At 61.2% G+C, this 18717-nt stretch carries 15 protein-coding genes; 12 read left to right on the top strand and 3 right to left on the bottom strand.

Translation table 11 applies throughout. The features are described from left to right. The first annotated feature begins 256 nt into the window (after positions 1-256). Positions 257-3706 carry a tetratricopeptide repeat protein gene (locus FJ404_08245; protein MBM3822859.1) on the top strand — a complete coding sequence of 1150 codons (3450 nt, stop codon included), beginning with the start codon at positions 257-259 and terminating at the stop codon, positions 3704-3706. A 75-nt stretch (positions 3707-3781) separates the two neighbouring features. Here FJ404_08245 and FJ404_08240 read toward each other — a convergent pair whose 3' ends face one another. Continuing rightward, the gene (locus FJ404_08240) at positions 3782-5071 is read right to left on the bottom strand and encodes a Gfo/Idh/MocA family oxidoreductase (protein MBM3822858.1); all 1290 of its coding nucleotides are present in this window, start codon (positions 5069-5071) and stop codon (positions 3782-3784) included. 46 nt (positions 5072-5117) lie between these two features. Here FJ404_08240 and FJ404_08235 point away from each other — a divergent pair, with 46 nt between their 5' ends. From FJ404_08235 to FJ404_08220, 4 genes are all read left to right on the top strand, one after another. After that, entirely contained in the window at positions 5118-5525 is a 408-nt protein-coding gene (locus tag FJ404_08235; protein ID MBM3822857.1) for a hypothetical protein, read from the top strand. Between the two features lie 127 nt (positions 5526-5652). Further along, entirely contained in the window at positions 5653-7002 is a 1350-nt protein-coding gene (locus FJ404_08230) for a TolC family protein (GenBank protein ID MBM3822856.1), read from the top strand. After that, positions 6999-7808, top strand: a complete 810-nt coding sequence (locus tag FJ404_08225) for a hypothetical protein (protein ID MBM3822855.1) — start codon at positions 6999-7001, stop codon at positions 7806-7808. Before FJ404_08230 ends, FJ404_08225 begins: the two co-directional genes overlap by 4 nt. A gap of 5 nt (positions 7809-7813) precedes the next feature. Beyond that, on the top strand, positions 7814-10945 hold the full coding sequence (locus FJ404_08220; GenBank protein MBM3822854.1) for an efflux RND transporter permease subunit: 3132 nt from the start codon (positions 7814-7816) through the stop codon (positions 10943-10945). Here FJ404_08220 and FJ404_08215 read toward each other — a convergent pair. Beyond that, the gene (locus tag FJ404_08215; protein MBM3822853.1) at positions 10936-11355 is read right to left on the bottom strand and encodes an Rrf2 family transcriptional regulator; all 420 of its coding nucleotides are present in this window, start codon (positions 11353-11355) and stop codon (positions 10936-10938) included. The genes FJ404_08220 and FJ404_08215 overlap by 10 nt on opposite strands. Before the next feature lie 160 nt (positions 11356-11515). On the opposite strand from FJ404_08215, the gene FJ404_08210 reads away from it, so the two are divergent. The 5 genes from FJ404_08210 to FJ404_08190 all read left to right on the top strand — a co-directional run bounded on the left by FJ404_08210 (position 11516) and on the right by FJ404_08190 (position 15485). Beyond that, positions 11516-11896, top strand: coding sequence for a hypothetical protein (locus tag FJ404_08210; protein ID MBM3822852.1), 381 nt, complete (start codon positions 11516-11518; stop codon positions 11894-11896). A gap of 69 nt (positions 11897-11965) precedes the next feature. Next, positions 11966-12991, top strand: coding sequence for a response regulator transcription factor (locus FJ404_08205; protein MBM3822851.1), 1026 nt, complete (start codon positions 11966-11968; stop codon positions 12989-12991). A 7-nt stretch (positions 12992-12998) separates the two neighbouring features. Beyond that, complete coding sequence (locus FJ404_08200) at positions 12999-13796, top strand: alkaline phytoceramidase (protein MBM3822850.1); 798 nt, start codon at positions 12999-13001, stop codon at positions 13794-13796. A gap of 87 nt (positions 13797-13883) precedes the next feature. Beyond that, positions 13884-14465 carry a SulP family inorganic anion transporter gene (locus FJ404_08195; GenBank protein ID MBM3822849.1) on the top strand — a complete coding sequence of 194 codons (582 nt, stop codon included), beginning with the start codon at positions 13884-13886 and terminating at the stop codon, positions 14463-14465. A gap of 33 nt (positions 14466-14498) precedes the next feature. Beyond that, positions 14499-15485, top strand: coding sequence for an STAS domain-containing protein (locus tag FJ404_08190; protein ID MBM3822848.1), 987 nt, complete (start codon positions 14499-14501; stop codon positions 15483-15485). A 21-nt stretch (positions 15486-15506) separates the two neighbouring features. Here FJ404_08190 and FJ404_08185 read toward each other — a convergent pair whose 3' ends face one another. Continuing rightward, on the bottom strand, positions 15507-16847 hold the full coding sequence (locus FJ404_08185) for a GNAT family N-acetyltransferase (protein ID MBM3822847.1): 1341 nt from the start codon (positions 16845-16847) through the stop codon (positions 15507-15509). On the opposite strand from FJ404_08185, the gene FJ404_08180 reads away from it, so the two are divergent. Continuing rightward, positions 16786-17574, top strand: coding sequence for a hypothetical protein (locus FJ404_08180; GenBank protein ID MBM3822846.1), 789 nt, complete (start codon positions 16786-16788; stop codon positions 17572-17574). The genes FJ404_08185 and FJ404_08180 overlap by 62 nt on opposite strands. After that, the gene (locus FJ404_08175) at positions 17571-18710 is read left to right on the top strand and encodes a TlpA family protein disulfide reductase (protein MBM3822845.1); all 1140 of its coding nucleotides are present in this window, start codon (positions 17571-17573) and stop codon (positions 18708-18710) included. Before FJ404_08180 ends, FJ404_08175 begins: the two co-directional genes overlap by 4 nt. The last annotated feature ends 7 nt before the right edge of the window (positions 18711-18717 follow it).

Here is an 18717-nt window from a genome sequence, read left to right as displayed (position 1 = left end):
GCCTGACGCTTTTGCGGAGGGGAAGCCCGGGCCTCCATGGATTCGCCCGAGAATCCATCCCGGCTCCAACTCAACCGCGCCTCATGTGCGGGAGAGGTTTGGGCCGCATTTCGTTGGGTCGATTCCCGGCTCGATTCGCAGATTTCACACGCGTCCGCGCCTAGGCATCGCCGCGTCTCGTTATTCGGATCGTCTTCGGGGCAAAAATCGGTATCATGCTGCCCAGCTTTCGGAGCTGCGCCTGCCAGATTTTTTCGTGAAAACCCTCAATCTTTTTCTCCTTGTGGCCGGCTGGGTGCTTGCATCCATGCCCGTCCTCCACTCCCAAACCACGGCTTCCTCAGGCAGCCAAGGCAACGCGGTGCTGCTCACGGCGGAAGGCAAGGTTGATGTGTTTCGCCTTGGTGCTTCGGATTGGACGCCGGCGCAAACGAACATGGCGATCCGGGTCAAGGACCGGTTGCGCACCGGCTTGAAGAGCCGAGCCACACTCCGGCTTTCCAATCAATCCGTGGTGCGCTTGAACCAGCTTACCAGCATGGAGGTGGAACCGGACGAATCCCAGGGCAAGAACGTGCTCAATGTTCAGCGAGGATCGACCTACTTCTTCAATCGGGAAAACCCGGTCGAGACCGAATTCAAGACCCCCCGGGCCTCCGGGGCCATACGCGGGACCGAATTCAACATTGATGTCGAGGAAGACGGCCGCACGGTGGTGACCCTGATCGATGGGGCCGTCGATCTCAAGAACGAGATCAGCCAAGTTTCGCTGCTCAGCGGTGAACAAGGCGTGGTGGATGCCACGGGTGCTCCTCGCAAAACGGCGGTGCTGGACGCGGTCGGAATCATCCAGTGGTCCCTTTACTATCCTGGCGTCGTCAATCCCGATGACCTCGATTTCGGGGGAGCTGCGCCTTCAGCCCTTCAAGGTTCAATCCAGGCCTACCGAAGCGGAGATTTGCTGAAAGCTCTTGCGTTGTATCCCTCCGACCGAACCCCGGCGAGCGAGGGCGAGAAGATTTATCTGGCGGCATTGAATCTGGCGGCGGGACAGGTGCCGGAGGCGTTGAGAACGATGGAGGGAGCCCGGTCCCCGCTGGCGGATGCCCTTCGCGAAGTTGTGGCGGCGGTGAAAGGGCAGCCCTGGGCGCGCAGCCTTCCCCCGGCGACCAGCACGGAATGGCTGGCTCACTCCTATCACGCCCAATCTCAAGGCCGCTTGGAGGACGCCCGCAAGGCGGCCCGGGCCGCGGTGGAGAAAGCTCCGGGGTTCGGATTCGCCCAAGTCCGTCTGGCGGAGCTGGAGTTTGGGTTTGGCCGAACCGCCGAAGCGCTGGCTCCTTTGAATCGCGGATTGGAATCTTCGCCTCGAAACGCCCAGGGACATTCCCTGAAGGGGTTCATGCTGGCGGCGCAAGGCCGGACGCGCGACGCGCAGGCCAAGTTTGATGAAGCCATTGCCTTGGATGGGGCTCTCGGCAATGCCTGGCTCGGCCGGGGTCTGTGCAAGATTCGCCTGGGCCAAGCCAACGAGGGCCGGCAAGATTTGCAGACTGCCGCCACGCTCGAACCGAACCGGTCCATGCTGCGCAGTTACCTCGGCAAAGCTTGGAGCAACGCCGGCAACAAGGAACTGGCGGGCAAGGAACTCGACCTCGCGCGTCGGTTCGATCCGAATGATCCCACTCCTTTGCTGTATTCCGCGCTGCTCCATCAGCAGAACCATCGCGTCAACGAGGGCATTCAGGATCTGGAACAATCCAAAGCGCTGAACCAGAATCGGGGCCTGTTCCGATCGCGCATGCTCCTTGATCAGGATCAAGCCGTGCGCAGCGCCAATCTGGCCAAGCTTTATCAAGACAACGGGATGACCGAGGTGGCGGTGCGGGAAGCTTCGCGGGCGGTGAACTACGATTACGCGAGTGCCTCCGCCCATTTGTTTCTGGCGAACAGCTATTTCGCGCTGCTCGATCCCAAGCAGTTCAATTTGCGGTATCAAGCGCCGTGGCTCAGCGAGTTGCTGCTGGCCAATCTTCTGGCCCCGATCGGGGGAGGATCGCTTTCCCAAAACGTGTCACTGCATGAGTATTCCCGCCTTTTCGACGGCAACCGCGTCGGCTTTTCGACCGCCACGGAATACTTCAGCAGCGGTGATTGGGTCAGCTACAACTCCCATTATGGCACGTACGGAGACACCAGTTACAGCCTGGACGCGAATTACCGGCAAGACGGTGGCCAGCGGCCGAACAACGACATCGAAAGTTTCGACCTGTGGGCAAAAATCAAACATCAAGTGACGCCTCAGGATCTCGCCTACGTGCAGTTCCTCTATGCCGAGGCGGATCAGGGCGACATTGCCCAGAACTACAGCCCCTCCACGTTCAGCGCCACACAGCGCGCCAGGGAGCGGCAGTCGCCCCTGCTCTATGCCGGATGGAATCACCAGTGGCAACCCGGGGTGCATACGCTCGCGCTGGCGGGCTGGAGAAGGGATAGCTTCAGTTTTGATGACCCCGCGTTCCCCATGACGGTGTTTGACGGTTTCACCCGCCGCCCGGTCACCCGGCCGTACGCCATCGATTATTTGTCCGAGATCGAGTCGTTCTCGGGCGAGTTGCAGCAGTTGTGGCAAAACGAGAAGCATCAGGTGGCGGCAGGAGCACGGTTTCAAACCGCCGACCTCCACACGGAGTCGCTCAGCACGCGCATTCCAACCACCACAGCTCAGAATCAGGACAACGACCTGCTCCGATTCTCGGCCTATGGTTACTATCAGTGGCAGGTGTTCCCCATCCTGCGCCTGATCGGGGGTGTTTCCTACGATCACCTGGATTATCCCGTCAACGTCGATACCGCGCCGGTCTCGAACGTGGAGAATTCCAAGGACCAGCTTTCACCGAAGGCGGGATTCATTCTCGAGATCACGCCGGTGACTTATCTTCGAGGCGCGTTCACGCGATCCTTGGGCGGTGTCTTCTTCGACAACACCGTCCGACTCGAGCCGACGCAAGTGGCGGGCTTCAACCAGGCGTACCGCAGCATGGTGCCGGAGTCGGCCGCCGGACTCGTCCCGGGCACGCGGTTTGAAACTTTCAACGCCGGCCTGGATCACCGCTTTGAGAAGACGCGCACGTACGCGTCGCTGGACGCGGAGTGGTTGCGGTCCGATGGCGAGCGCGGCGTCGGCTCGTATTATGTGGCCGGACTCTTGGGAGGGCCCACACCCTTTGACTCACGGCAGCGGCTTGACTACGAGGAACGCGGCGTTGCGCTGACCCTGAATCAGTTGCTCGCCAAGGAGTGGTCTGTGGGGCTGCGTTATCGAATCTCGGAAGCGGAACTGAGCAGCCGTTTCCTGAACATCCCGGACCGGGTCACGGACCTCAGCGCGGTGAACTTCGATCATCAAGGCGTGATGCAGTCGGCGCAGTTTTACACCATCTACAACCATCGTTGCGGATTCTTCGCGCAGTTTTCCAGCCAGTGGAACCTCCAGAGCAACCAGGGCTTCTCGCCTGACAATCCGGGCGACGACTTCTGGCAGCACCATGTTTACTTGGGCTATCGCTTCCCGCGACGCATGGCCGAAATCCGTGTGGGAGTGCTCAATCTGACGGACCGGAACTACGAGCTCAACCCGCTCAATCTCTACAACGAGCTCCCGCGCGAGCGCACTTTCACGGCGAGTCTGAAGCTGAACTTCTAGCCCGCAGGGCGGAAACTCGATCGCGGGTGTTCCCCAGTCCAGCCTGGCTCGAACAAGGCGGGCTCGATTTCGGTTTCAAAGGGCCCATCCCTCACGGTAATCGTGCCGGATGAATTCGTCGGCGGATTTTGACCGGCGAGCACGCATGCGTCGCGCGTCCCATTCGATCTTGACGCCGGCGCGGTAGGCGGCATTTCCAAGCAAAGCGGTCTCGGACAGCGGGCCGCCGTATTCGAATGGACAGGTTGTCGAGCCCTGGCCTTTGCAGGCGGCGATCCATTCGCGGTGATGCCCAATGGAATCGGGAATCGATCGGGGTGGCGGGACGAATCCGGCGAATGTCTTCTCCGGCAGAAGCAGATGACGTCCGTAGTCCGCCAGTAATTCTCCCTTCTCCCCCACAAACAAGACACCGCTTCGCCATTGTGCGTGCCGCTCCGGCCCCAGGCGCTCGGGAAAACGCCCTCCATGGTACCAGGTCACGGTGACCGGCCCGCGCATTTCGCGGGCGGGATGCTCGTAACGCACGATCAGCCAGGGCGGAGTGGAATGCGCGTGCACCGGGGGGCCGCTCAGAACTTCCACGCTTTCCACATGGCTGAGTTGCAGCGCCCAGTGGGGAAGGTCCATGAAGTGGCATCCGAAATCAGCCAGGGATCCACCGCCGAATGCCCACCAGTTCCTCCACTTGAAGGGCACCCATTCCGGGTGGTAGGGATGCGGATGAACCGGTCCGAGCCAGAGGTCGTGGTGATGATGCAGCGGCGCCGGGGGAAACGTCGTGGGATAGTTCTGGCCGCCATACACGGCGTTGACCCAAACATGCACCTCGCGGACGCCGCCTAGGGCGCCCGATTGGACCAGTTCGACGACTCGCCGATAATTGGCGCCCGCGTGGATTTGTGTGCCCATCTGGGTCACACGCTTGCGAGCGCGGGCGGACTCGGTCATGCGGCGAACCTCGGAAACGGTGCGGGCCAGTGGCTTTTCGCAATACACATGGCGTCCGGTTTCGAGCGACGAGACGGCGCAAACCGCGTGAGTATGGTCCGGGGTGCCGATGACCACGGCGTCGATGTCCTTGCTCTCGAGCAGGCGGCGGAAGTCGTAGTAGGCGCGGGCGCTGGGGTGGCGCTGCAACGCCCTGGCGAGGTGTTGGGCGTTGACATCGCACAGCGCGACGATGTTTTCATGCGCCACCTCATTGAGATTCTCACCGCCGCGCCCCGCAACGCCGATGACGGCGATGTTGAGTTTGTTGGTGGCGGCCATGAGTTGTTTGCCGTAGGGCCGGAGCAGCAGGGCGCCTCCCGTCGCGGAGGCGGCGCGGTGAAGAAAGGTTCGGCGCGAGGATTTCGGATGCATGAGGAAAGCATTGCCGATGGGCTCAATCTCTGGAAGCTTAGAATCCGTGAAGCGGTTTCAACCGGCGGCGGTGCTTTGGGTGCTGGCTCTTTGGATGCTGGCGATGAACCATTGCCGCATCGAACGGGTTCTAGGCGTCCCGATGTTCGAGTGTTGCGAACAGGCATCGGAGGCACCGGGCGCGTCCCACGATGAGGGTAGTCATTCGGACGCGGGGTCCTGCCTCACCTTGGAGTTAAGTCTCTACAAATCGGAGCAAGCAGGGGTTGATCCCGGAGAGTTTCAATCCGGCAACGCGGAAGGAGGGGACCTCTTCTTTGCTGGATCGCCCGCGCTCGTCAGGCGCTGTGAAACCTTGATCCGAACCGGGATCGTTCCCCTCTGCCCCAGGATGCCGTGGGCCTTCCTCGATCGAGCTGCCGCCTCCGCGCGGGCTCCCGCTTCCGATTCCTGAGCTTTTGGAGCCTCCCTCTCCCTGGAGCCTTCCAATGAAATTCGCGCGCGGCGCGAATCTTCCGTCTTGTTCCCCCGGCAAGAGGGGATCCGGTCTCAACTTCAATTTCTGACGATACCAACACTTTATGACATGGCTTTGGCAATTTTTCCTGAGTCCCAGGCGGATTCGTTTTGAACCAAGGAAGGCTGCGCGGCGGTCAATCCGCGAGATCGTCCTCCTGGGCTTGCTCACGCTCTCCGTGCATCCGCCCCAGGTTCTCGGTTCCGAACCAGGACTCATGACCTTGGATTCCCTTGTGGCGGAGGCTCTCGATCGCAACCAGGAGGTGCAATTCTACCAGGAAGAAATCAAGGCGGCCCGGGCGGGGCGGCAGGCATCACGCAGTCTGCCGCGTCCGGAACTGGACCTCGAGGGCGGGGGCAAATCGGTTCGTGGCAGCGGTTTCCGCGATGATGGCATGGCTTGGTCCGCCGCAGTCCGCCAGCGATTCGAATGGCCTGGACGGATGGCTTTGCGCAAAGCCATCGCCAACCAGGAAGTGGAACTCGCGGAACTGGGTCTGGACAGGTTCAAGCGCAGCTTGAGCAACAAGACCCGATCGCTGGCCTTTCAGTGGGTTGTCTTGGGTGAGAAGGCGAGAGCTTCGCGGGAGGTTGCGGATCGACTTCAGGCCCTCACCCAAACGTTAGCCGGACGAGACCCGGAAGGGCTGGCTCCGGTTTTGGAGCTGCGGTTGATCGAGGCTTCCGCCGTCACCGCCGAGCACCGCGCGGCGGAGGCCGAGCACGACGTTGAACATCTGACGATCGAACTCAACTACTGGCTGGGGAGGGATCCGGAAGCGCCCGTCAGGCTGGCGCCCTTCAAGCCCGTGTTTCGTCCGGCGCCGGATTGGCCGGTGCTCGCCGCATCGCTCACCAACCACTTTGAATTGCGCGCGCGGGTGGTCGAACTGGCGCAGCAAGGGTTGAAAGCCAGGCTCACCCGCCATGAAGCGCGCTCGGATTTCACGGTCGGCCCCTTTTGGGCGGAAGAGCGGGCCGGTGACCGTGAACGAATCGCGGGCATCTCGCTGTCCGTGCCGCTTCCCCTTTGGGGCCGGGCCCAGGCGAACACTGAGGTTGCCGAGGCTCGCCGGACTCAGTCCGAGTTGGCGTTGAATTCCGCTCGGCGCCGCCTCGAGAGCGAGCTTCACGATTACTGGCGCAAGTACGAGCACGCTCTCGGCGTGCTGGGCAAGTGGCGTCCGGATTCCATGGATCGTTTTCGGGAGGCAGCAGGGCTGGCCGAGCGGCACTTCCGGTTGGGCGCGGTGCCCGTGAACACATTCGCCGAGTTGCAACGGCAGTATGCGGAGGCCGTGGACGCACTCTTGTCCGCCCGCACCGAAGCTCTGCAAGCCGCGCTTCACCTCGAGTGGATGACGGGTTTGCCCGCGTGGATCACTTTCGAAAACGAGGGGCCCAAGCCATGAGACTCCCCCTCTCAACCCTTTTGGGAGCGTCGACCCTGATTGTGATCGCGGGGTGCGGGCGCTCGCCGGAGGCTTCGCGCCCAAGCCACCACGGTCACGCCCACGCGCACGAGCACACACACGCGCACGAGGAGGGACACGGTCAGGAAAAACACGAGCACGCGGAAGTGGAATGGACCGAGCAGCATGCTCTTCGAGTGCCCAAAGAGGTCGCGGAAGAGATGGGACTCCAGGTCGGATCGCCCGAGGTCCACCCCATCGAGGCGGTCACCCGCATCACGGGACGAGTTACGGGGGCGATATCGGACACTCCGAGTGGACCGGAATCCGCTCAGGTCACCGGCTGGGTCCGGGAGGAAGTCGCCGCCTCCCTCTCCACCGGAACGCTCGCAAGCATTGAAACCCGGCAGGGGCAACGGTTGGAGGGGGGCGTGGCCGTCGTCCATCGAGTTCTGCCCGGAAGCGGAGGGCTGGAGCGGGAGTTGCTCGTGCGAGTTGAGACCAGGGGAATTCAACTGGCTGCGGGTGATTTTGTGGACATTATTTTGCCCGGCACCGTGGCCTCCGTGTTGTCCGTTCCGGTTCAGGCGGTGGTGCGGACCGTGGAGGGTGATTTTGTGTATCGCGTGAGGGACGGGCTTTTTCATCGCAGCCCGATTCAAGCGGGCCGCCGGGATCTTCGCCGCGTGGAAGTGGTGCACGGGCTTGAGGTCGAGGACCCCTTGGTCCTGGCCGGGACGGAAGCTTTGTGGCGATGTGAGCTTTCATTTCTGAGGGGTGGCGGACACCACGGACACGCCCACTAAAACCCATGTTGCGATTTTTGATCGAATACTCGGTGCGGCAGCGGCTGGTGATTTACGCCTTGACGCTGGTTTTGATCGTGCTGGGAGGTTGGTGTGCCTGGAGGCTACCGTTGGACGCGGTCCCCGATATCACAAGCCCGCAGGTTCAGATTAACACGCTGGTTCCCGCCCTGGCGCCGGAGGAAATCGAACAGCAGGTCACCTTTCCGCTGGAGAACGAAATGGGCGGGTTGCCGGGCCTGCACGAATTTCGATCCCTCTCGAAATTCGGACTCTCGCAAGTCACGATGATTTTCGAGGATGGCGTGGATCTCTATCGCGTGCGGCAATTGGTGGCCGAGCGCATCCAGTCCGCCATGGAACGTCTGCCTCGCGGCTTGACGCCGAAGATGGCGCCGATCGCGACGGGTCTCGGTGAAATATTCTACTATGCGGTGGATTATCGATCCGACGCTCCCGGGCGGCCGGAGACTCGATCCGCGCAGTTGATGGAGTTGAGGGCGCTGCACGACACATTGATCCGGCCGTTGCTTCGCCAGACGCCGGGCGTGGCTGAGGTCAACGCCAGCGGCGGCTATGAAAAGCAGATTGTGGTGAGGCCACATCCTGAGAAAATGCGGCTGGCCGGCATGACGCTGGAGTCGCTTGCCGGGAGGTTGCGTGAGAATTTGCGCAATGCCGGCGGGGGATTGGTCGAGATCGGCGGTGAGCAGGCCGTGATTCGTTCCGCGACCCGGATCGAATCCCAGGCTCGGATTGCGGACCTATCGCTGCGCCCGGGGACGAGTGCGGCACCGCTGCGCCTGGGCGAAGTGGCGGACGTGGAAATCGGATCGAGCTTTCGGACCGGCGCCAGCACGCGACAGGGAGAAGAGGCCTTGCTCGGCGCGGCCATCATGCTTGCCGGGGAAAACTCCCGCGTGGTGGCGGGTGCCGTGCGGGCCAAGCTTGCCTCGTTGCAAGCGAAGCTGCCGAAGGGCGTGGAAATCCGGCCGCTCTATGACCGGGGCGAATTGGTGGATGCGACGCTGCGCACGGTTGAAAAGAATCTGGCGGAGGGCGCTCTGCTGGTCGTCGCCACTCTCTTCTTGTTTTTAGGAAACCTCCGGGCCGCGTTCATCGTGGCGTTATCCATCCCTCTCTCCATGTGTTTCGCATTCGTGGGCATGGCCCATTTGGGATTGGCGGGCAACCTCATGAGCCTGGGTGCGATCGATTTCGGCCTGATCGTCGATGGATCGGTGGTGATGGCGGAGAATATCGTCCGCCACCTCGGGGAGAGGCAAAAACGGCTCGGAAGGGCATTGCATTTTGAGGAACGCGTTGAAGAGGTCATGGCGTCCGCGAAAGAAGTGGCCGGGCCGATGTTTGCCGGCGTCCTCATCATCACCCTCGTCTACGTACCCATCCTTGCGCTCGGGGGGATTGAAGGAAAGATGTTCAAGCCGATGGCGGCGGTGGTCATGCTCGCCCTGGGAGGTGCGCTGGTGCTGGCATTGACTTTGGTGCCCGCTCTGTGCGCGGGCTGGCTGGGAAAGGGTTCCGCGGAGAGCGAGAGCCGGACCGTCCGGATAGCCCAAGCGATCTACGCTCCCTCGTTGCGCTGGGTGCGGAAGGCGCGCTGGGTGGCCCCGGTCGGAATGGTCGGTCTGTTCGCGCTCGCAGCCGCGATCTGGAGCCGCATGGGGCGGGATTTCGTGCCTCAACTGAACGAGGGTTCATTCGCCATGCACATGATCCGGGGGAGCAGTGTGGGACTGGGTGCTTCGTTGGAGATGCAGCAACGGAGCGAACGGCTGTTGCTGGAATGGTTTCCGGAAATCCGCGAAATTTTCTCGCGGTTGGGAACCGCGGAAATCGCCACGGATCCCATGGGACCGAACGTCGCCGACACGTACATTCTGCTTCATCCCCAGGAACAATGGCGCCGGGAGGCGGGCCGTCCGATTTCGAAGGAAAAGTTGGGCCGGCTGATGGAGGAACTGCTGCTGCAAAAGGCACCGGGTCAAACATACGAGATGACCCAGCCCATTCAGATGAGGTTCAATGAAATCATGGCGGGGGCCCGGGCGGATCTTCTCTGCAAAATTTATGGGGACGATTACGAGGTGCTGGAGAGGCTGGCCGGCGAGGTCCGCAGTGTCCTCCTCACCATCCCCGGCCATGGAGATCCTCCGCTGGAGGGCGTGGGCCGCACCCCGCTGGTGGAAGTGAGGCCACGGCTGGAGGCGCTGCGAAAACACGGCTTGCACGGCGAGGACATCAATCGAGTCGTGGAAACAGCACTGGCCGGGGAGGAAGCCGGTGTGTGGATGGAGGGCAATCGCCGGGTGCCCATCGTGGTGCGGGTGGCCGAGTCCTGGCGCGAAGACCCGCGGCGATTCATGAGCCTGCCGATAGAGGCGGAATCCGGCGGGTTGCTCACGCTGGGACAAGTCGCGGTGACCACCAATCTCATGGCGGTCAACACGATCGTGCGGGAGAATTCGCGCCGCCGGGTGGCGATTCTGCTCAATCTGGTGGGACGCGACACGGTGGGTTTTGTTGAAGAAGCCCAGCGTGCCCTGCGGGAGCGGGTTCCATTGCCGCCCGGTTACTTTATCGAGTTCGGCGGCCAGTTTCAGCACTACCTTGAAGCCAAGCGCCGCCTCGCCGTGCTCGTGCCGGCGTCGCTGGCCTTGATCGTCGTGATGATCTTTTTGACCTTTCGATCGATGAGGCAAACCGCTCTCATCTGCGCCGGCTTGCCGTTGGCGGCCAGCGGTGGCGTGCTTGCGCTGTGGATGCGGGGCTTGCCTTTTACGATCAGCGCCGCGGTTGGCTTCATTGCTCTCGGAGGCATCGCCGTCCTGAACGGCATCATGCTGGTCAGCTACATCAACCAACTCCGTCGTGAAGGCATGGAGTTGGCAGAGGCGGTCACGCTTGGCACCTTGACACGGCTCCGACCGAAGTTAATGACGGCGCTCGTGGCTTCCCTGGGTTTTGTTCCCATGGCGCTTTCAACAGGGCCGGGGTCGGAAGTGCAGAGACCCTTGGCTACTGTGGTGATCGGTGGGATCGTGACGTCCTCGGTGTTGACCCTTCTTGTCCTGCCGGTCCTTTATGAATGGATCGAACGGAAGCGTCAGATGTAGTACATCTTGTCCTTGGCCTCTCCCTGTTCCAGCAACTGTTGAAAGGTGATGCCGTTGGCCGCCTGTTCCAAAGCGTGCTGGAGAGACCGCCAGGCGTGCTTCAGCTCCACGGGGCATAAGGGGTCGGCCAATGCCGAAGTTTCCAGCAGGGGGCCATGGACGCAGCGCAGCACTTCCCCCAGCGTGATGGAGCGGGGCGGACGGGCGAGCAGATAACCCCCGACCTTGCCGCGCTGGCTTCTGACGATGGAGGCGGATTTCAGATCGATGAGAATCTGGACCAGGTATTTCGCGGGGATGCCTTGCTCGCGCGCCAGGGTTTCCACCCGTTGTGCTGCGCCGGATGGGAAGTGACGGCTCAGTCCCAGGACCGCACGGGTGGCGTAGTCGCTCTTTGCGGAAAGCTTCACGCGGCCGATGGTAAGCGCGTGCCCGCGGCTTGTGAATCGAGAAACACCCCGGATTTGTGACTTGTCCCGGCTGAAGTTCACGCCATGCTTCCCAGGGTTGCGGTTTGAAACAAAGGCGGCCGGTGGCGGCGCCCATTCACCCGCAGCCTCGATTCAACCTATGAAATTTCTTTTTGACGTCAAGCCGACCGCCCTCGCGGCGGTGATGCTCGCGGCCGGTTGTGACCGCGGGGCGGGTGGCGGCCCCAACGCGGACCAGGTGCTGTCGGGCGCCACGACAAACTTGCAGAATTCGTTCTCGAAAGCGGGGACGGAGGAGAAGGAAATGGCGAACTCGGTGGCCTCAGCCATGGCCGAAAACAATTACAGCAAGGCCTATGTGGCCATGCAACAACTCAACTCGTCCTCCAGGCTCACACCCGAACAACGCGAATTGATGGCCAAGCAACAGGCCGCCTTGATGTACAAGCTTCGGGAAGCGGAGACTCAAGGTGATAAGAACGCCGCCGAACTGATGCAGCACTATCGCGCCACGAAGTAAGCCGGAATCCAGGCCCTTGCCCGGCGCCCCCGCCCCACCCCCCGCGGGGTCCTCGAAGCCCCCCGCCCCATGCGAGCGAAGAAATCTTCCACCACAAACATGGTCGCCCCCGACCTGCCGTTCCACTCGCCGCCGTCCCTCCAGGGACTGGAGCGGCGGCGTTATGCGGAATGGGCTCACCCAGGCCGAAATTCGGAGTATTCCGCGGCGATCGAGGTGGAGGGAACCCGGCACTTCTTTCCGCTGCAAACCGACCAATACGACCAAGCCGTGGCCCGCCGCGCCGAGTTGCTGGACACCTTGCGCCGGCGGGGATGGAACGGCCTTCGACGCTCGGCTTCGAGAGAGATCACGGTCGCGATTTTTTGGCTGCTGAACCCGGTCGCCTGCACCTACACCACGCTGTTCACCTTGCCCGTGACCGGTCGGAAGACTTCGCCCGGCTCCCCGACCAACGGACGCCACCGGGTGCGTGTCGGTTTGGTGGAAGCGGAGAGGGAGATCGCAGCAGCGGTGGCCCATTGGATCGGAGAACATCCCGGGTTTGAAACGGCGGGCGTGGCGGATTCCTGGTCCGCCCTGGACGTGGACCTTTGCGATGTCGTGCTGGCGAACCGGGCTTTGCCTGAGATCGCCGGCGACGAGAGGCTGCGGGCCACCCGGCAACGCCACCCCAAGACCGCCATCTTTCCCTTGGGGATTTATCCGGATAGCGACTCCATTTTTCATTCGGTGAGCGGTGTCAGCCGCGGCTATTGCTTTCGGCGGAGAATTCCCACCGCCCTCTTCGAGCCGCTCGGTCGCTGGGAAAGGCCCCGTCATTTCACGCCTTCGACCGCCATGTCGTGCATTCACGGTTATTTCCAGAAGCTGTTCGATCCCTCCCCGGAGGCTGAATCCTCCGTGGAACGATTGAATTTGACGCCCCGGGAAAATGAGATCCTGCAGTGCTTGAGCCGCGGATTGAAGGACAAGGAAATCGCCAGTGCCCTGCAGCTCAGCGTCTGGACCGTGCATGGCCATGTCAAAAGTGTGTTTGAAAAACTTCATGTCCATTCGCGAACCGAGGCCGTGGTGAAATATCTGCAGAAGTAACACGCCGATGATCGCCGCGGAAGGAGGACGAAAAGGCGAGGGCAGATTATGGGTGCTGTGGGCCGTCGCCGGGGTTGCGGCACTGGCGTGTGCCGTGCTGCCTCCTCTTCGCCAACCCCAGGAATACCACCAATTCGCGGATGCCCGCGGATGGCTGGGCATCCCCCATTTCCAAAATGTCATCTCCAATCTTCCCTTTCTCTTCGTTGGGTTGGCGGGATTGCGACGATGGCGACAGGCGGTCACCAGCGTCCCGGGGGATTTTTCTTCAGGAAACCGGTGGGGACTCTTTTTCTTTTTCGCGGGTGTCATGCTGACCGCGCCAGGGTCGAGCTATTATCATTGGAATCCCACCAACCGCACTCTGGTGTGGGACCGGCTGCCGATGGCTGTCTCTTTCATGGGGCTCCTCGCCGAAGTCATTCGACGAAGGGTGAGTTCCTCCGGGGGAGCCCGGCTCGTTGGGCCGCTGCAAGTGGCTGGCGCGGGGAGCGTCGCGTACTGGGCGTGGGGCTTCGAGAACGGGCGCGAGAATCTTTGGCCCTATGTGGCCGTGCAATTCGCATCCATTTTGCTCATCATCCTGATGCTGACGCTTTATCCACGGAAGTTTCCATCGGATCGGCATCTGGGCTGGGCGGTCGCCTGGTATGCGGGCGCCAAAGTGCTGGAGCACTGGGACGCGGAGGTTTTTTCCTTCGGATCCTGGGTCAGCGGACATGCGCTGAAACATGTGTTCGCCGCCGCTTCGGCTTGGTGTGTCGTCCGCATGGTCGCGGAGGACGCGAGGGAGAGAGATTCATGAGGGGAATTCCTTTTTTCGCCCCCGCGTTGGGAACGATCCTGCGCGGGTATCGCCGGGAACACTTAGGGAAGGACCTCGGCGCCGGCCTTGCGGTGGGCATCATTGCGTTGCCGCTGGCGGTGGGCTTTGGCATTGCCTCCGGCGCCACACCCGGCCAGGGGCTTTGGACTGCGATCATTGGCGGGTCCCACCGGGGCTTTCGTACGCGTGTTGGCGGCGATTGCGGCTTCTCGCGGGTATGAAGGGTTGGTCGTGGCCACTTTTCTGGCGGGATTGATTCTCGTGGCACTCGGAATGTTGAAGTTGGGGCGCTTGCTCAAGTACGTGCCGCATCCCGTGATCGCGGGTTTCACTGCGGGCATCGCGGTCATCATATTCTTGGGGCAATTCCCCGACTTTTTGGGATTGAACGTTCAATCCGTCCGGGGTGCGCCGGAATTGTTCGTTCACATGCTTTCCCGGCTTTCCGAGTTCAACGGGCATGCGGTGTTTCTGGGGGGGCTTAGCCTGTCCATCGTGATGGCAACCCCCTTCGTAACCCGCAAGGTTCCCGGATCCTTGCTGGCGATCCTCGTGACTTCGATTCTGGCTTATGGATGGGATTGGCCGGTGCCCAGGATCGAGTCCCGGTATGGTGTCATTCCGTCGGCCTGGCCCGAACTGCAATAGCCAAACCTCAGTTGGGAAAGGATTCGCGACCTGATGGGTCCGGCCTTCGTCATCGCGGCCTTGGGTGGGATCGAAAGTTTGTTGTCTGCCACGGTGGCGGATGAACTGACCGGAACTCGCCATGATTCCAACCAAGAGTTGATGGGGCAGGGATTGGCCAACCTGGTGGTGCCTTTTGCGGGTGGATTCGCCGTCACGGGCGCACTGGCGCGGACTGCCGCGAACGTTCGAAGCGGCGCCTGCACTCCCATCAGCAGCCTCGTGCACGCTGTGGCGCTTTGTTTGTTCGTGATGGTGGGAGCCCCGCTCGTGAGCCACATACCGATGGCCAGTCTGGCGGCGGTGCTCATGGGGGTGGCCCTGCGAATGGGAGATTGGCATCACTTTGTCCAAGCCTGGACAAGCTCACGCGCCGACTTTGGGGTGATGATGACGGCTTTCGCCCTCACCGTGGTCTTCGATCTCACCCTCGGCGTTTCCGCGGGACTTTTCCTGGCTGGCGTTCTCTTTCTCAAGCGCATGGAAAGCTTGACGGTGATCAAACGACTCACCCCGGGCAACGACCCTGAGTTCTCGGGAGGAAACACGATTCGAGGAAAAGAGGTGCCTCCGGGCGTGATGCTCTTTCGATTCGACGGCCCTCTTTTTTTCGCCGCAGCCGACAAGCTGGAGGCAGCCTTGCGCGTGGATCTCACGGGTATGAAAACCGTGGTCTTTCGAATGCGGCAGGTGCCCCTCCTTGATGCCACCGGCTTGCGCGCGTTGGAACGAGCCTGGGAGGAATTGCATCGGCAAGGCGCGCGGCTCTTGCTCACGGCGGTTCAACCTCAGCCGATGAAACTGATGGTGGAATCGGGTTTGGCCGAACGAATCGGCCTGGAGAATTTCTGCGGAGATCTGGATCAAGCCCTGCGCCGAGCCGCTTCCGCTTCTTCGAAGGAACCCCGCCCGATGGCGCGCACCGACTCAGATGGAGGAGAAACCCCAGCCCACGAAACGGGATTCGGTCCAAGCAGGTGATCGAACCATCCGGCGGGATTTCTAGGCGGTTCGCCCCGTGGAATGCATTTGAGACTCTTTCAAAGTCATTCGCTGACGGCCCTCGGAATCGAAGTTCTCCGGCGCCAGCCAGCGCCGGATCGCAGAACGGAGTCGCGGCCATTCCGAATCGACAATGGAATACCACGCGGTGTCCCGGCTTCGGCCCTTGTACACGGTCGCGTGTCGAAAAACACCTTCGAACACAAAGCCAAGCCGCTCCGCCGCCTGCCGCGAAGGTCCGTTGAACTGATCGCACTTCCACTCGCACCGGCGGTAACCCAGCCGGAATCCCTGTTCCATCATCAAGTAGAGAGCTTCGGTGGCCGCGGTGCTCCGCTGAAGCTTGCTTCCAAAGTGGATGTGGCCGATTTCGATGGAACCATGTTCCGGTTGGATCCGCATGTAACTCGCCAGTCCCAGCGCTCGAGTTTGGTGAACTGAATGGATGGAAAAAAAGACCGGATCGGCAAGATCCTGCTGAGTTTGCAACCACCGAAAGAAGGAATCCGGCTCTCGAAAGGGCCCATAAGGGAGGTAAGTCCAGCGCGAATCGTTTGGTCCGCTTCCCAGTTCTTCCCAAAGCGATTCCGCGTCCCGTTTTGCGTCCAGAGGTTGGAGCCGGGCGTATTGTCCCTGGCAAGGAACCCTTTCCGGAGAGACGGGCGTTTTCCAATCCGGCAACGAAGTCCCCACTCGCTGTCCTGTTTCAATCGTCCGGGAAGGTTTGGTTTCACGCATGACTTTCGTCATGAAGACGCTCCAAGTGTCGTCCGGGTTCCAGATGGCTTGCAGATCCCTTGCCGCGTCACTCTCGCGGAGGCCCTCTTCCAAGACCCTGTAAAGGAAGACGAAGCAGGAAACTCGCATGTTGGCGGCGCAATGAACCCAGACCCGTCGTCCTTTCCAGGCCGAGAGCACCTGGCGAAAGGCCTCATAATCCTCGATTCGAGGATGCTCGAACGAGACCGGCAAGTGGAAGTAAGCCATGCCCAGTTGGGTGACGAGAGCGCCTTCATGGGCCAATGCCCGATCCGATGAGGGCAAGGCGAGGTTCAACACCACGGCGAAGCCGGCGTTCCGAATCGCGCCGAACTGATCCGGATCGGGCTGGCCGGAAGTGGCGAGGTCGGAATCGATTCGATGGTACGCCAGGATGGGTCTCAACTCCGCGTCGTCGGGGGCGGGGTGAGATCCCGGCGCTTCTTTTGCCGAATGTGCACCGGATTGCATTTCCCGTTGACTTGAAGAATCATGGCCGCCGATGTCAACACCAAGCACCATGGCACTGGAAGCCCTGCTCCAAGACCAAGGCGATCCCGCAGTGCTGCTCGAAGTGCGCATTCGCCGGGCGGGCGGGCACTTCGAATTGCGGCACCTCAAAGATGGCGAGGCCGAAGATCGATGGTTGCTGGAGACTTCCCCGGAGGCGTTGCGTGAGCTCGCGCAATATGATGAGAGCGGACGCTTTCGACCGTTGCGAACCGCCCCAACCCTGCGAACCGGATGGAAATGCACGGCCCGGTCCCTATCCGAGCTCGACCAGTGTCTCCAACAACTTTATCCGGGCGCAGTCGCCGACTGGTTTGCTTTCCACCGGAAGGCAAGTCGCGCCACGGCCTATCGCGAATTGGCAGGGCGGCAAACCGGCATGTACCGAGTCAATGCCGCTCTGAGTGACGACGGACTGCGGTGGGTCGCGCAATCTCAGTGTCACGAAAAGTTTTGCTTAAAGCAGCGAATGTGGGCTCTTCCAGATACTCCCGAGTCCCAACCGGGACGCACGGGGTGCGTTCCTTGTCTGGAACCTTGCCCCCTGCTCATGGAATTTGCCCGGGGGGTGGCGCGCGACGAAAGGGCCGAAAAGAAGTCCATCTCCCTTTCGGAATGGGAATTCGAGACTCTTCGGAGTGCACTGAGTGGCAAGGAGACCGCGGCCAAGAATCTCGATCGAGTGGCGGATTTCTCGAATCCGACCAACGCTCGTCGTCGAGAATTCGTGCTGGCCAAACTCACCATGCTGTGGAACGGTGCCCAAAGCCCTCGAAGTGAGGGTGATTCATCATCATGAGATTTTCGAATTTGAGGCCCAACTTCAATCGCCTCTCCAAGCTCACGCTCGCTGCTTCGGCGACTCTTCTTGGGTTCAGCCTGTCCCCTGGAGGATCCTGTCCCGGACTTCTCCCGGCTGTGCAAGCCGCCGACAAGGCAGCCCCCGCGGATGAGGCTTGGAAGGAAGTGGAGAAGGCGGTGCGGCCTCCCAATTTTCCACCGGAATGGCAGAAGCAGCGCCCCTCGCGGGAGGAATACGCCAAGGTCGTGGTTCCCCACGCCCTGGCAGCCGCAGCCAAGGCGAAGGAGTTCTTCACCCAACATGCTTCTCACCCCAAGGCCGGGGAAGCAAAGCGTTTTCATGAGGGCATGCTTGAAACGGCGGCCAATCTGGGATCGGACGAAGCCACGCAACTGATTGCGAAGCTCGAGACCGAGAAGCTCAACGACAAGAGCATGCCCGAGGACGAACGATTTCAGATCCGGACCAAGTCGATTCAACGCGCCGCCATGGCCAAGCAATCCGGCGGAATGACGGCTGTCTTCGCGGAGTTCGAGGCTGGCATTCGCAAACTCATGGTCGAGTTTCCCAAGCGCGGAGAGCCCTACGCCATGTTGCTTGAAGTGGCTGCCAACGCTGAGGCCGATCGCGCCTCCGTCCTGATCAAGGAAATTTTGGCCAGCCCGGCCGAGGATGAGGTCAAGGATCAAGCCAAGGCGCTTGCCAAGAAGTACGAAACGTTGGGCAAACCTCTCCCGATGAACTTCAAAGCGGTCGATGGCCGGGATGTCAATGTCGCCAACATGAAAGGCAAGGTCGTTCTGGTCGATTTCTGGGCCACCTGGTGCGGTCCCTGTGTCGCCGAACTTCCCAACGTGCTTGAAGCTTACCGCAAGCTCAACCCCAAGGGATTCGAAATTGTCGGCATCAGCTTCGACAATAATAAGAAGGACTTGGTGGATTTTGTCGCGGAGCAAAAAATGCCTTGGGTTCAATACTTTGACGGCAAAGGCTGGAAGAATGACTTCGGAGTGGCTTATGGCATCAACAGCATTCCCGCCATGTGGCTGGTGGACAAGAAGGGGCTTGTGCGAGATTTGAACGCCCGCGAAGGTCTCGCCGACAAAGTGGAAAAGCTGCTCGCCGAACCCTGAGCGACCC

The sequence above is a fragment of the Verrucomicrobiota bacterium genome (assembly GCA_016871495.1).
In the GTDB taxonomy this organism is placed as follows: domain Bacteria; phylum Verrucomicrobiota; class Verrucomicrobiia; order Limisphaerales; family VHDF01; genus VHDF01.
The sequence above is the reverse complement of the archived record's forward strand: the minus strand, read 5'-3'. Positions and strand labels throughout refer to the sequence as shown.

Excerpts from the sequence above, each read along its gene's own strand:
- FJ404_08240 (MBM3822858.1), bottom strand. The coding sequence starts at position 5,071 with ATGCATCCGAAATCCTCGCGCCGAACCTTTCTTCACCGCGCCGCCTCC.
- FJ404_08230 (MBM3822856.1), top strand. The coding sequence starts at position 5,653 with ATGACATGGCTTTGGCAATTTTTCCTGAGTCCCAGGCGGATTCGTTTT.
- FJ404_08225 (MBM3822855.1), top strand. The coding sequence starts at position 6,999 with ATGAGACTCCCCCTCTCAACCCTTTTGGGAGCGTCGACCCTGATTGTG.
- FJ404_08220 (MBM3822854.1), top strand. The coding sequence starts at position 7,814 with ATGTTGCGATTTTTGATCGAATACTCGGTGCGGCAGCGGCTGGTGATT.
- FJ404_08210 (MBM3822852.1), top strand. The coding sequence starts at position 11,516 with ATGAAATTTCTTTTTGACGTCAAGCCGACCGCCCTCGCGGCGGTGATG.
- FJ404_08205 (MBM3822851.1), top strand. The coding sequence starts at position 11,966 with ATGCGAGCGAAGAAATCTTCCACCACAAACATGGTCGCCCCCGACCTG.
- FJ404_08200 (MBM3822850.1), top strand. The coding sequence starts at position 12,999 with ATGATCGCCGCGGAAGGAGGACGAAAAGGCGAGGGCAGATTATGGGTG.
- FJ404_08190 (MBM3822848.1), top strand. The coding sequence starts at position 14,499 with ATGGGTCCGGCCTTCGTCATCGCGGCCTTGGGTGGGATCGAAAGTTTG.
- FJ404_08180 (MBM3822846.1), top strand. The coding sequence starts at position 16,786 with ATGGCACTGGAAGCCCTGCTCCAAGACCAAGGCGATCCCGCAGTGCTG.
- FJ404_08185 (MBM3822847.1), bottom strand. The coding sequence starts at position 16,847 with ATGCGCACTTCGAGCAGCACTGCGGGATCGCCTTGGTCTTGGAGCAGG.
- FJ404_08175 (MBM3822845.1), top strand. The coding sequence starts at position 17,571 with ATGAGATTTTCGAATTTGAGGCCCAACTTCAATCGCCTCTCCAAGCTC.